The organism is Shewanella psychromarinicola, assembly GCF_003855155.1.
Classification (GTDB): Bacteria; Pseudomonadota; Gammaproteobacteria; order Enterobacterales; family Shewanellaceae; genus Shewanella; species Shewanella psychromarinicola.
Genome location: NZ_CP034073.1, coordinates 1,019,288 through 1,032,165, shown reverse-complemented (window position 1 = coordinate 1,032,165; position 12,878 = coordinate 1,019,288). Strand labels below are relative to the sequence as shown.

At 41.1% G+C, this 12,878-nt stretch carries 12 protein-coding genes; 5 read left to right on the top strand and 7 right to left on the bottom strand.

Annotated elements, in window-relative coordinates; translation table 11 throughout:
• Positions 1–18: 18 nt before the first annotated feature.
• Together EGC80_RS04355 and EGC80_RS04350 are read right to left on the bottom strand one after the other, a co-directional pair.
• Positions 19–867: a glycosyltransferase gene (locus tag EGC80_RS04355; RefSeq protein WP_101033347.1), complete on the bottom strand. Its 849-nt coding sequence runs from the start codon at positions 865–867 to the stop codon at positions 19–21.
• A gap of 42 nt (positions 868–909) precedes the next feature.
• Positions 910–2,025 carry a glycosyltransferase family 9 protein gene (locus EGC80_RS04350; RefSeq protein ID WP_124012846.1) on the bottom strand — a complete coding sequence of 372 codons (1,116 nt, stop codon included), beginning with the start codon at positions 2,023–2,025 and terminating at the stop codon, positions 910–912.
• A gap of 218 nt (positions 2,026–2,243) precedes the next feature.
• Here EGC80_RS04350 and EGC80_RS04345 point away from each other — a divergent pair, with 218 nt between their 5' ends.
• Both EGC80_RS04345 and EGC80_RS04340 read left to right on the top strand, forming a co-directional pair.
• Positions 2,244–3,302 carry a CDP-glycerol glycerophosphotransferase family protein gene (locus tag EGC80_RS04345; protein ID WP_124012845.1) on the top strand — a complete coding sequence of 353 codons (1,059 nt, stop codon included), beginning with the start codon at positions 2,244–2,246 and terminating at the stop codon, positions 3,300–3,302.
• 8 nt (positions 3,303–3,310) lie between these two features.
• Positions 3,311–3,703, top strand: coding sequence for an adenylyltransferase/cytidyltransferase family protein (locus EGC80_RS04340; RefSeq protein ID WP_124012844.1), 393 nt, complete (start codon positions 3,311–3,313; stop codon positions 3,701–3,703).
• 94 nt (positions 3,704–3,797) lie between these two features.
• Here the strand turns inward: EGC80_RS04340 and rfaD are convergent, their stop codons facing one another.
• Both rfaD and EGC80_RS04330 read right to left on the bottom strand, forming a co-directional pair.
• The gene (rfaD, locus tag EGC80_RS04335) at positions 3,798–4,751 is read right to left on the bottom strand and encodes an ADP-glyceromanno-heptose 6-epimerase (protein ID WP_124012843.1); all 954 of its coding nucleotides are present in this window, start codon (positions 4,749–4,751) and stop codon (positions 3,798–3,800) included.
• A gap of 57 nt (positions 4,752–4,808) precedes the next feature.
• On the bottom strand, positions 4,809–5,810 hold the full coding sequence (locus EGC80_RS04330) for a glycosyltransferase family 9 protein (RefSeq protein ID WP_124012842.1): 1,002 nt from the start codon (positions 5,808–5,810) through the stop codon (positions 4,809–4,811).
• 511 nt (positions 5,811–6,321) lie between these two features.
• On the opposite strand from EGC80_RS04330, the gene EGC80_RS04325 reads away from it, so the two are divergent.
• The 3 genes from EGC80_RS04325 to EGC80_RS04315 all read left to right on the top strand — a co-directional run bounded on the left by EGC80_RS04325 (position 6,322) and on the right by EGC80_RS04315 (position 9,195).
• A complete protein-coding gene (locus EGC80_RS04325; protein ID WP_101033341.1) occupies positions 6,322–7,077 on the top strand; it encodes a glycosyltransferase family 25 protein in 756 nt (251 codons plus the stop codon).
• Positions 7,078–7,180: 103 nt separating this feature from the next.
• A complete protein-coding gene (coaD, locus tag EGC80_RS04320) occupies positions 7,181–7,696 on the top strand; it encodes a pantetheine-phosphate adenylyltransferase (protein WP_101033340.1) in 516 nt (171 codons plus the stop codon).
• Entirely contained in the window at positions 7,693–9,195 is a 1,503-nt protein-coding gene (locus tag EGC80_RS04315) for a capsule assembly Wzi family protein (protein ID WP_101033339.1), read from the top strand. Before coaD ends, EGC80_RS04315 begins: the two co-directional genes overlap by 4 nt.
• A gap of 95 nt (positions 9,196–9,290) precedes the next feature.
• Here the strand turns inward: EGC80_RS04315 and mutM are convergent, their stop codons facing one another.
• The 3 genes from mutM to EGC80_RS04300 form a co-directional block, all read right to left on the bottom strand.
• Entirely contained in the window at positions 9,291–10,106 is an 816-nt protein-coding gene (gene mutM, locus EGC80_RS04310) for a bifunctional DNA-formamidopyrimidine glycosylase/DNA-(apurinic or apyrimidinic site) lyase (RefSeq protein WP_101033338.1), read from the bottom strand.
• A 9-nt stretch (positions 10,107–10,115) separates the two neighbouring features.
• Positions 10,116–10,574, bottom strand: a complete 459-nt coding sequence (locus tag EGC80_RS04305; protein ID WP_124012841.1) for a hypothetical protein — start codon at positions 10,572–10,574, stop codon at positions 10,116–10,118.
• A 474-nt stretch (positions 10,575–11,048) separates the two neighbouring features.
• Positions 11,049–12,866 (bottom strand): bifunctional molybdopterin-guanine dinucleotide biosynthesis adaptor protein MobB/molybdopterin molybdotransferase MoeA, encoded by a 1,818-nt coding sequence (locus tag EGC80_RS04300; RefSeq protein ID WP_124012840.1) that lies wholly within the window; start codon positions 12,864–12,866, stop codon positions 11,049–11,051.
• Between the last annotated feature and the right edge of the window lie 12 nt (positions 12,867–12,878).

Below are 12,878 nucleotides of genomic sequence, written 5' to 3'. Positions count from 1 at the left end.
CATTATCTGAATTCGGGTTTAATATTTATATTTGCCACGGAATAAACCAAATATTGCACTCAGCAGTGGTATGGGGAGCTTTGTTTTTCGATGCTGTTTAAGCATATACCAATGCCAAGCTTGTTTTTTATACTCAATAATTTGTGCTTTAGTTAACGTATCGTTAAACATATCGCAGTAATCTATGATGTATTTTAATTCTCTCATCGGGATATCTTGACGATAACCTCTGCCAGAATAATGAATAAAATCAGATTTTTGATAATTATCGTAACCTAATAGCTGCATACGATTAAAGTTAGCTTCCACACCGATGCTTTTTATATTATCTCTTCTGATGAGATAGTTAATATAGGTTTGGTCGTAAAATTTAACCTTGTTGCAAATGGCCTGCATTTCTTCAATATTGGCTTTATCAAATAAGCCTGTTTCTTTTGAGACGAGAAACATCCCAGAGTTGTAATAAACGATCTTATCGTCTTCTTTTGGCCAGTCGACTTCGCCTAAGATAGTATTGATTTGTACCGCTTGCTCGCCACGATCCCGATAACAACCTTCGTTAAACATATAAACGGTATCAAGATCTGGATAGAGTTCAAATACGTCTCGAGCCCATGGCGTCACGATAATATCTGCATCTAGATACAGTACTCGGTCATATTGTTTGAGTATTTCAGCAATATATAGTTTTTCAGACCATGCCGGACTAGAGTCAAATTTAGGGTTACTTACATGAATGTTATAATGCAGTTGATCTGAAACGATGACATCAGCCCCAATTCTTTGGCCATAAGCTTTAAAGCTTGAAATGGCAGCGCGATACATTGGATTATCGCCAATAGCGAGTGTAAAAATAGCCTTCTTCATCCGTTCACCTTGCTTAGATTTATGTATTTTGGTGTTAAGTATTTAACTGAGAGAGTTCATTTCTTTATATTGTTGGAATACTCGATCAACGCTGATGTCTTCGATGTAACCTCTACCTTCTGTTGCATACATTACGTGCGACACCTCACTTTCCGGTGGCGCCCAATAAGGCTTTTTCTCACGCATCATCGCTAATAAAGGCCGTTGAGCAGCAAAAGCAAAGTGCAATATTGCCGTATCGACTGTTACCACAAAATCAGCGTGTGCAATGAGTGATGGTAGTTCAAAAAAATGTTCGTTTACGGTGAAAACAGCCACTTGTGTATTTGTTAGAGTGGTAAATTTTTCGGTTTCAACACTAACCGATTCAAAGTTTTCTTGAGTAACATTGATGATAAAACGCTGAGTCGGATCCATTGCTGATATTTTTTCAATCAGGGAAAATAACTGCGATAATTTCCAGTCTTTTTTATCATTAGTCGATAAGTGATTTAAAAAGATAAGTTTCCCTTGCTTTTTTAGGTCACTAAATTTGCCGTTTAACCACGACTGAGTAATGGGCTCAATGGCCTCAGGAACCTTTAAGGTAGGCATTAATTGCTCAGGTGGTAAGCTCAGTCCCAAAACCTGATTAAATATCATATTGTATCTATCAGTAATATGATGAGACTTAGGAAGGCTGTTTTCGTTCAATATAAAAATATGGTTTGAGTGACCAAAAAACAGTTTGTTTAACCATCCAAATGAAGCACTTTTAGGGATACTAGACACAATAAAAGCACTGTCGCTTATGCTGCGAGCGATGTGTGAATATTGTCGACTTTTACTGACTGAATGACAGAATATGATGTCATATTGACGCAGCTTTGCCTGCTCAATATGGCTTTGCATGGCTGATTTTGAATCAGTGCAGCCGTAAGTTAGCTTAAATACGCCTTCAGTATCCATCCATTGTTGTAAGATTTTACTTCGAGATAAGCGCCAACTATCACTATTACAACGAATATCATCTAACCAGATGTCGATTTCTATATGACCATATTGCTTTTTTAAAGCAATAAGAAAGGTTTTTAAGTAAAGAAAGTCACCTAGCGCAACTGGCGAAATAAACAGTAAGCGTTTACACGTTTGTAATTGCTTTGTGGAAACTATTGGCATATGAATAGACAGCTTAGTTGATAGTTATAATTGAAATAATACCTTGAAAAGAGCGCTTTTTGAATCAATACCTTGAGAAAATGAACCAGAAGTATTGATTTCATTTAATATCTGATTAGTTGGTTAAGAGGATTAGAGGTAGATTGAGGTGTGTTATCATTTATACTAGTGCTCTTTGTAAACTCTGATGCGGAATGATTGATAGGAATTAACTTGCGATGATTTGTTTTGATGTGTTACATCCCTATTATTTACCACAATATTTCCCTGTTGCTGCTGAGCTGAAGAAGCGTTCGGTTTCAGTTACCTATGTAATTTACAAGAGTGTTGATCAGCAGTCGGTATTGGAATCGCTTGTGAGCAAGCACCAACTAAACGTAGTGTGGGTCAATGATGAAGTTGAAGCGCTCGAATTTTATTTATTGAACAAGCCCAAATGGATTGTGTTCGGTAATGCATTTGCTTCAGCGTCACGCTTAAAAGGGATCAGTCAGACTGCCTTGATGCAGCATGGTGTCGGGCCAAAGTCGGTATATTATACTGTTTCAAAAGGCGATATTGAAGTTCGCTTTGTAGAAGGGCAATACCGTTTGAAGCGGTTACAGAATATGTTTCCTGAAAAAGTGTTCATTGATACGGGGTATGCCAAGTTAGATCCCATTATTCAAGGCGATGAACCGGGTTTAGACTTAGCCTCTTTAGGGTTAGATACCCGTAAAAAAACCTTATTATACGCGCCGACATTTTACCCAAGCAGTATTGAGGCAATGGCTAAAAATTGGCCCGCTGAATTTTCTGAATATAATATTTTGCTCAAACCGCATTATTTTTCGTTGAGCAAATTAAATTATAAAAAACAAAAAGCACTGCTTACTCATTGGGCAAGTTTTGATAATGTCTATTTAGCGCCAGCTGAAGAAGCCAATTTATTGCCTTTTATGGTCTCAGCAGACGTATTAATAAGTGATGCTTCTTCGGCTTTATTTGAGTTTGCAGCATTAAATAAACCTGTTGTTTGGTGTGATTTTTATCACTTACGGTGGTCTTATCGGGGGATTTTTAAATTTAGATTTAAAAATCGTGTTGATCAAGATTTATACCGCTACGCAGACATTGCTGCCCATGCCAAAACATATAAACAATTAAAGCAAGTTGTTGACCAGCAGATAGCAGACCCAGAGTTATTTGCCCCCCAAAGGACGCAATATACTGCAGAACTAGTGGGGGTTGTTGATGGCCTTTGTAGCCAGCGAATTGCTGACTATTTATTAAGCTAAGGATCTAGATGAACGTTATTACATTCGGTACTTTTGACATGTTTCATATTGGTCATTTAAATATTTTAGAAAGAGCGAAAGAATTAGGTGGCACATTGACTGTTGGAGTGTCATCTGATGCGCTCAATTTTAGTAAAAAACACCGAAATCCAATTTGTGATGAAAGAGACCGAATGAGGATTGTTGCTGCGTTGGCGTGTGTTGATAATGTTTTCTTAGAAGAGTCGTTAGAGTTGAAAGCTGATTATATTCAACGGCATAAAGCTGATTTCTTAGTTATGGGTGATGATTGGGCGGGACGTTTTGACCATCTATCTCATCTGTGTAAAGTGATCTATTTACCAAGGACACCAGCCATTTCAACAACCATGCTGATAGAAGTGGTTAAAGAAGTTAGATAATAAGTTAATCATTTTTATGTACAAAAAAATGCTATGGATATGAAAATACCATAGCATTTTTTATTGTCGACCAGTACGAGGGTTAACCCATTACTTACTGGCCAATGAAGTGCTGGGTTTTAAGCCAGTTTAAATATTCAGGTACAGCTTGTTCAACCGTTTTAAACTCGCCTTGGTAACCTGCCGCTCTTAACTGGTTTAAGTCAGCTTGGGTATAACTTTGGTAAGCACCTTTAAGCTTGTCAGGGAAAGGAATGTACTCAATGTGTCCTTTTCCATGATACGCAATGACGGCATTGGCTACATCATTAAAGCTTTGTGCTTGGCCGGTACCGCAATTATAAATCCCTGACACAGATGGATTCTGCCATAACCACAAATTAACTTTTACCACATCTTCCACAAACACAAAATCGCGCAGTTGCTGACCATTATCATATCCATCAACACCCTCAAACAAGCGACATATGCCGTTGGCGTTAATTTGGTTGTTAAAGTGGAAGGCAACACTGGCCATACCGCCTTTATGTTGTTCACGGGGACCATAGACGTTGAAATAACGTAAACCAGCGACTTGGCTGGTCAGTTCTTGTTGTCTCACGTACTGATCAAACAAGAACTTAGAGTAAGCATAAACATTGAGTGGCTTTTCAAATTCACGCTGTTCAATAAATTTCTCGCTGCCGCCATAGACTGAGGCTGAAGATGCATAGATAAATTGACAGTCATTGGCTTGGCTATAATGCAACAACGTTTTTGAATACTCGTAGTTATTTGCCATCATAAACTTGCCATCCCACTCGGTGGTCGATGAGCAAGCACCTTGATGGAAAATGACCTCTATTTTATGATCAAAGTCGCCGGCTTTGATTTGCTGGATGAAGTCGTCTTTATCGAGATAGTCGGCGATTTCACAATCGGCCAAATTAAACATTTGCGTACCGTCAGTTAAGTCGTCTACCGCAATAATGTCATTACGCCCCATGGCATTAAGTTGTTTTACTAAATTACTACCAATAAACCCGGCTGCGCCTGTCACAACTATCATATTCGTATTTCCATTATTGTTGCTCGCGATGAGCTTAATTTAACACACTGCGACAATCTAAGATTGTTTGTTCAAAAAGTCGGCTATGTCATTCGATACCTGATCAAAGTTGATTAATGCCATATTACGACCGGTTCTTTTTCCTACTGGGGGCGTATAAGCAAATCGCTTGCTGGGTTCAGATAATGTTCCCCATCTAATATGGGGTGTTGAGCGTCTTCCTGCGTAAAATCCAACCGTGGGCACATTATGTAACCCCGCGATATGTAGCGGCCCTGTTGAGCCAGCAATAAACATATCTGCTGCGACCAATGACTCGGAAAAATCAATCAACCGATCAAGCGGTTTAGCTAACGATATGTTGATTGAAGTATTGGCCAGTAGAGCTTGAATTTCTTCTGCAAGCTCCCGTTCACTGCCATTGAATGTTAAAACGAAGTGGCATGCTGACGGGGTCATTCTATCAATATTTATGATCAACTTAACGAGCTTTTCTATCGGGACGCAACCAGAAGACCCGCCAGTACCGGGATGAATAAAAATCAGCTTTTCATTGGCTAATTTTTGGTAATATTCTTGCCAATATTGCTTACGAGCACTCATATCCCAAAATCTATTGGGCAGTGCAGGGATGGCATAACCGTGGTGAGTTAAGAAGTGCTCCACTAGCATGCACGCTCCTCGCCAGCAACCTTCACTGTTTAAGTATTCATTGCTTGCCCGATGCTGATATAAATACTGATACCAATTATGTTTGGGAACTAATTTATAAGGAATGTTGCTTTTGTTAAGGATTTTATAAATTCGAAATTCTGATAAAAGGACTATTACTGCATCGTAATGTTGCTGCGCAATGTGCTCTGCAATACTTGCATCATCTTGTGAGTCGATGAGGGTGTTATCTACATACGGACAGGCTTGTGCAAAAGACTTAACAACCGGCGCGACAAATACATCAATTGTTGCATCTGGCATCGCTTTCCTGAGTAGGTAAAGTGCTGGCCATGTCAGTACAAAATCACCAATTTTATCGTGCTTAATGACTAAGATTTTTTTCATGAGAATATCTAAAAAGTAAAAATTAACTCAATTCCATCGGATGATGGGGCTCATTATATTGTCAATACTAACGATTTACTCAACCATTATCATGACTGGAGTAAGGGTTTTGACAGAGTATATCAACTCAAGACGGTTTGTTGATAGTTTTGCATTAGTAATTGTCCCTAGGGTTAACTATTATCGTTTTGGCGTGCTATTTTTGGCTAATAAAGTTGTTGCTAGGAATTTTTTAACAACAAGCTAAAGCCCGATTATTAGTGATATACTCTCAAATCTCTCACTGTCATAATGGTGAAATGCACGTGAGTGAAAGGACGTAAAATAACTACTGACTTGATAAAGGTTTTTCTTCAATTTATTCAATGGATTAAATAAAATGTCACTAGGCAAAGTAACCTAACTGTAGCATCTACCATTTTATTCAGCAGTTTGTTGTTATTACTGAATATTTTAGGCTTAAATATCAGTAGTTCAACAAGATTAAAATTGTTTTTGGGTTAGTAATATTATGAAATTTAAAGTTTTTTTAATTAATTTAGATAGCAGTACTGAACGGTTTACGTTCATGGATGAACAGCTCAAACAGTTAGGTATCCAGTACCAGCGTATTTCTGCCGTATACGGTAAAGAGTTACGCGATGTCGATATTGCTAAAGTATACGATCCGCAAACAAACCTCCAAAAGTACGACAAAATGCTTAATTTGGGTGAGATTGGCTGTTATCTTAGCCATGTCCAATGCTGGCAAATGATTGTTGAACAGCAGTTAGATTACGCATTAATTCTTGAGGATGATTCTGTCTTAGATCCCGGATTAATGACGGTTATGCAGCATATTGATAATCTTTCTACTGACTGGGATTACATCAAACTGTGTCATGGGCGTAAACAGAAAGGCATTGTAAAATCGATAGCGCTTGATGATCGTTTTAGTCTGTCTACGTGCTTAAAGTTGCCGGCTTCTACTCGCGGTCAGTGTGTGTCATTGGCCGGAGCACAAAAATTATTGGCAACGACATACCCTATTGCTCGCCCAGTTGATATCGATATTCAGTATTGGTACGAAAAACACTTGCGTTGCTTTGTTGTCAGACCTTTCCCTGTGATCGGTACCGATTTCGAAAGTGATATCAGTCGCCACGGGAAACGCAATAACGCTGAGCGTCACCATTTGCTGCGTATTTGGCAAAAAGTGAAATACGAGCTGAAATTATCGAAGCATAAAAAACAATTGCCACCACTTCCCAGAACAAAAAGACAGTAATTTAGTCATGTGACATTTGCCAATACGTGAACGTGATGGTGATTTATCCTGGCGATGAAAGTAGATAAACTAGCGATTATAACGGTAAGGTAAAGGCGATATTATGCACAGAAGAGCGGTTTACCCAGGAACCTTTGACCCTGTAACCAATGGTCATGCCGATTTAATCGAACGTGCAGCACGCTTATTCAAGCACGTGATTATTGGTATAGCATCAAATCCTTCTAAGCAACCTCGTTTCTCTCTTCAAGAGCGTGTCGCCCAAGTTAATTTGGTGACAGCACATTTAGACAATGTTGAGGTTGTCGGTTTTACGGGGTTGTTGGTTGATTTTGCCAAAGAACAGCGAGCGAGTGTGTTAATTCGTGGACTGCGTGCAGTATCCGATTTTGAATATGAGTTTCAGTTAGCAAACATGAATCGTCGTTTAAGCCCTGATCTTGAAAGTGTATTTTTGACACCCGCGGAAGAAAATTCATTTATTTCTTCTACGCTAGTGAAAGAAGTGGCATTACACGGCGGCGATGTGAGTCAATTTGTTCATCCACAGATCGCCGCTGCATTAAAGCAAAAAGTAGCGCAAAATCAAGCTGATAATAAGGGCGATGTAATATTATGATACAAGGATTTAGTCGGTTAACTAATGTGGTCGCTGCAATAGGGTTAAGCGCTATGATGACCTATAGCAGTGCTCAAGCGGCACCATGGGTCGATACCTCTGACATCTATTTACGTGCAGATATTCAAGCTTTAGCGGATGCTGGAGTGATTAGTGCGCCAATTAATACGTTTCCATTGATGTGGTCTGGTATAGGGGCTGATCTAGCTCAAGCTGAACCGGCGTTATTAACGCCTGATTTGGTGGATGCATTTGCTCGGGTTAATTTTTACTACCAAAATGCCGTTGGCAATCGTGGTAACACCAGTATAAAAGTGGCCGCGGCAACAGATGCGGCGCGTTTTCAGCATTTTGGCTCTGATTATCGTGAAAAGGGCCAGTTACAAGGCTCACATGAATACACTGGTGAGCGATTTTCGTATAAAATTTCAGCATCTGCTAATTATAACCCTGCAGACGACGAAGAAATCCGTTTAGATGATTCTTATATTGCGGTGGTGCTAGGTAATTGGATTGTGACTGCCGGCAGTGTTGGCCAGTGGTGGGGACCTGGATTTGACTCCTCACTTCATAAATCAAACAATGCCCGGCCAATGCCGTCTTTAATGGTCAGTCGTAATAATTCACAAGCATTTGAAACACCTTGGCTGTCATGGATAGGCGATTGGAGCTTAACCGGTGGCGTGAGTGTGACCGAAGAAGATCGTTATGCTCCGCATACCCTATTATGGAATCTTCGTGGTGCCATTAAGCCATTTAAGCAGTTAGAAATTGGTTTATCTTGGACCACACAGTTTTGTGGTGAAGGTCAAGAATGTAGCTTTAATACCGCCATTAAATCAATTACTGGTCAGCGAGACTGTCGAGCAGATAATGTTGATGAAGTAGGCTGTTCAAACTATGGCAATCAGATGGCGGGCTTCGATGTTAGATATGCTGATACATGGTTTAATGTGCCTGTGGGCTTGTATCTAGAACGCACCTGTGAAGATTCAAAAGGCGATCCATGGCAAATTGTTGACTGCGGCAAAATGGTCGGTGCGGACACGCGCTTTAATATTGCCAAACAACAATATAAATTATTTGTCGAGTACACCGATACCATGGTGTATTGCGGTGAAGATAAAGACCAGTTTAACTGTTTTTATGAACACTCCACTTATCAAAGTGGCTCGCGATATTATGGCCGCGCTTTTGGCAGTACCTATGACAGTGATGCCAATGTTTATGCATTAGGGTTAATTGGTCAGTTCGATAATAGCCATGGTTTTACCTCGATACTCCGTTATGCTCAACTGAATAAAGATGGTGCTAATCGCGGTGGTGTGTGGGCGCCGCAACCCTTAAAAGAAGATATCATGATGCTGGAGCTATCATATCGTTTGCCGATGTTTAATGGCATGTTGACCTTAGGTGGTAGTGTGGCTAATTCTGAATTTGACGTCCAAGACGATGATACTCAAGGCACAGCTTTTTCGACTTACGAATATAAATTTTAAGCGTTATTGTTGATTAGCCGAGTTGAGGTTGATGATATAAGGGAGCCAATGGCTCCCTTTTTTATTTGCTAATCAAAATGGTATTACTTATGGGACTATCGTTGCTGGCACAGACCGCAAAATACCGTAGTACGTTGGCCCAATTTTATCTCAGTTAATAAATTGCCACAGGCGGTACAGGTTTCTCTACCGCGACCATAAACATGTAGCTTTTGGGCAAAATAACCTGGCTTGCCATCGGCATTGGTAAAATCTTTTAAGGTTGTCCCACCTTGCTCAATAGCGTGAGCCAAAATTTGCTTTACTTCATTTACTAGGATCGTTAACCGTTCTAAATCAATACTGCCAGCGGCTGCCTGTGGGTGTATTCCTGCCGCAAAGAGCGCTTCGTTAGCATAAATATTACCCACACCCACCACGATGTGGTTATCCATTAAGCACAGTTTGATCGCTTTTTTCTTAGCGCTTAATGCCGCTTGCAATTGTGTTGGCGTAAAGTGCTGACTCAGTGGTTCTGGGCCGAGTTTTGATAGCAGTGGGTGAGCTTCTTCGGGCAATTCGTACCATAACCATGCACCAAAGCGGCGGGGGTCATTAAAGCGCAACATGCGGCCGTTTTCGAGTACTAAATCAATATGGTCATGTTTTTCGACTGGGGTATTGCGTGGCAAAATACGTAAACTGCCTGACATGCCTAAATGCACTATGGTCATGCCTGCATCGGTATCAATTAATAAGTATTTGGCGCGGCGGCGAACATTATTAATGCGTTGGCCAACAATGTTTTGCGCAACGGCAGGTACAGGCCAACGTAGCGAGGCATTACGCACAATCAATTCACTCACCGTTTGTTCGATAAGGTATGGACTGATCCCTTGTCGGGTCACTTCAACTTCTGGTAATTCGGGCATAATGACTCATTATTTTGATTGAGAAGGAATCGCGAGAATAGGTTGTAACTCGACGCGCAAACTCGGTGGCACTTGATACCAATTCTGTTTGGATGATTGCAACAAGCCTTCATTTGGAAAGTAGCGCCATAGCTGTGCCGTTTGCATATTATCGATAGCAATAGATAATTTTTGCTCTTTAAGGCTATGTTCCGGCGGATCCGTTAATGGAGAGACACTAATATTTTGCCACGACTGTGCCCATTGCTGACAATTGAGCACCTGCGAATGACACTGCCACAGGCCGTCTTGTTGGCTTAACCAAATACCATCAAGTTGTAATTGTTTTAGGTGGAGCTGGGGATCAAATAAAGGCACTGTATCATTGGGAACATTGGCGGTTTTGTCATTGATAAAAGACAACACCGCAATCATAAATATGCTGGCCCCCATGATGATGTAGTTCCAACTTTTACGAGATAGCGCCATACATTACCCTTACTCGATTCATTTTGTTTGTCTCAAAGCGACATGGTGCATGTTTGATGGTTAACCTCAGGTCGGGATATAAACAGTTATTTGTCCCGCTAACATTGTTGCATTGACTTGCAACAGGCTAGCTGTTGACGGATCAATGGGCCTTATTAACAAAAAAAGTCACCAGTTTGATATGAAATAGACCAAATATTATGATTTTGGCTTACTTATCCCATCTCTTAACCTGAGTTGAGGTTAGTTATAATTTGAGTGTATCACTCGCTAAGTAAAAAACAATCGGCTCATCAGTCACTTGGTGTGAATTGAAGCGGCGATTTACGCGTAGGCATTAACCTCTCGGACATAGTACGAAAGAGGTTAAGGTTTTAGCTTAAAATGATGATATTTTTTGGTTTAGCTTGCCCTTACCAGCCTCGCGGTAGCCGTAGTGATGAATACAACGACTATCGCGGTGAGCGTTATCATTTACAGTAAATCAGCAAATGGCTGAATAAACACCGATTCACCCGCAGGTATGGTGGCGGTGTCATCGTCAATGACAATAAGGCAATTGGCACTGACCATTGAACTGAGCATTCCTGAGCCTTGTGCGCCAGTGGTACTGACATGGATTTTGCCATCTGACCCAATAGTATAAATACCGCGTAAAAACTCAGTGCGGCCAGTTTTACTTCGTAATGGATGCTGCGCTATCGCTGGAATAAATTGTGGCTGCCAGTGAGACTCACCTGCCAATTTACGGATAGCAGGTTGCACAAACTGTAAAAAGGCCACCATAACGGCAACGGGATTACCCGGTAAGCCGAAAAACAAGCTTCGATCAATGTTCCCTACTGCGAGTGGGCGGCCTGGACGCATATTAATTCGCCAAAATTGGGTGTTGCCAACATTGGCGAGTGCCGTTTTAATGTAATCGGCATTGCCCACTGACACGCCTCCAGAGCTAATCACCACATCGGCTTGTTCCGCTGCACTGCGCAACGTGGCGGTGAGTATTTGTTCATTATCTTCAATAATACCTAAATCGATAACCTGACAACCGAGCTTTTTAGCCATCGATATTATCGTGTAGCGATTTGAGTCATAGATACAGTTTGGTTTGAGTGCTTGTCCTGGTTGGCTGACTTCATCACCGGTTGAGAATACCGCGACAACCGGACGTTGAAACAGTGGTAATTGGTTAAAGCCAAGCGAGGCCAGTAAACCTAGTTCTGCCGCACTTAAACGTGAGCCTGCCGCTAACGCAACGTCACCTTTAGCGATATCTTCTCCGGCTAAACGAACATGTTGACCTTTTACCACCTGTTCAGATTCAAGGATGGTGATAATACTATCGTGTTCCGAGACCAATTCACGTGCCTGAATCGTATCCGCTCCTTGAGGAACGGTCGCGCCAGTCATAATGCGCACCGCTTCACCGGGGCGCAATATATCAGGGTAATGATGACCCGCGAGCACTTCACCGACAACCTTAAGCGTTGCTGATGTTGCTAGATCGTTCAATGCGAACGCATAACCATCCATTGCTGAATTTGTTTGTTGCGGCACATTCACGCTAGAGATAATGTCATGCGCCAATACTCTATTGTCGATATCAATCAGGTTAAGCGACTCGATGCGTTCAAGCGGCGTGATTTGTGCTAATACTTCAGCAATACCTTGGGATACCGTAAGGCCACTTTGCGCATCAGATGCTGCAGTTTGCAGTGTTTCAGTGAAATCGATTGGTAATTTTACCGCGGTAGGTTGCCATGCCTGTTGGTAATGTTGTACAAAGTCAGCAATTTGCGCAACATTGTTTAAGTCTAAGCGAGTTAAAGAATCATCCACTGTCGTATCATCACAGCACGCGATAGCAACGATATTGTCATCATGAATATGAATCAAAGGTTTATGGTGTGCCGCGCGGTGCAATTCTATTTTAGGCAACGCCAGTTTTTTAAACCCTTCTACCAAGACAATATCGACTTTATCCGCATCAATTTGGCTGAGTAAATGTTGCAATTGTGGATCGTCATCGACAAGATCTTCAGTCATTAACGCCCAGCGCACATGAGAAGCCACTAATACTTGCCTTGCCCCAGCTTTACGCATCTCGAAACTGTCTTTACCGGGAATATCGACATCAAAATTATGGTGTGCATGCTTGATAACCGCTAAACGTATACCGCGTTGATTCAATAACGGAATAAGTTGTTTCAGTAAGGTGGTTTTGCCGGTGCCACTGTATGCACAGAAGCCTAAAACGGGGATCGGCAATGGATTGGTAAATAGTGCTGTCATGAAGTACCTCTA

Bases quoted from the DNA above. Each gene is read 5' to 3' on its own strand.
- EGC80_RS04355 (WP_101033347.1), bottom strand. From the start codon at position 867: ATGAAGAAGGCTATTTTTACACTCGCTATTGGCGATAATCCAATGTAT.
- EGC80_RS04350 (WP_124012846.1), bottom strand. From the start codon at position 2,025: ATGCCAATAGTTTCCACAAAGCAATTACAAACGTGTAAACGCTTACTG.
- EGC80_RS04345 (WP_124012845.1), top strand. From the start codon at position 2,244: ATGATTTGTTTTGATGTGTTACATCCCTATTATTTACCACAATATTTC.
- EGC80_RS04340 (WP_124012844.1), top strand. From the start codon at position 3,311: ATGAACGTTATTACATTCGGTACTTTTGACATGTTTCATATTGGTCAT.
- rfaD (WP_124012843.1), bottom strand. From the start codon at position 4,751: ATGATAGTTGTGACAGGCGCAGCCGGGTTTATTGGTAGTAATTTAGTA.
- EGC80_RS04330 (WP_124012842.1), bottom strand. From the start codon at position 5,810: ATGAAAAAAATCTTAGTCATTAAGCACGATAAAATTGGTGATTTTGTA.
- EGC80_RS04325 (WP_101033341.1), top strand. From the start codon at position 6,322: ATGAAATTTAAAGTTTTTTTAATTAATTTAGATAGCAGTACTGAACGG.
- coaD (WP_101033340.1), top strand. From the start codon at position 7,181: ATGCACAGAAGAGCGGTTTACCCAGGAACCTTTGACCCTGTAACCAAT.
- EGC80_RS04315 (WP_101033339.1), top strand. From the start codon at position 7,693: ATGATACAAGGATTTAGTCGGTTAACTAATGTGGTCGCTGCAATAGGG.
- mutM (WP_101033338.1), bottom strand. From the start codon at position 10,106: ATGCCCGAATTACCAGAAGTTGAAGTGACCCGACAAGGGATCAGTCCA.
- EGC80_RS04305 (WP_124012841.1), bottom strand. From the start codon at position 10,574: ATGGCGCTATCTCGTAAAAGTTGGAACTACATCATCATGGGGGCCAGC.
- EGC80_RS04300 (WP_124012840.1), bottom strand. From the start codon at position 12,866: ATGACAGCACTATTTACCAATCCATTGCCGATCCCCGTTTTAGGCTTC.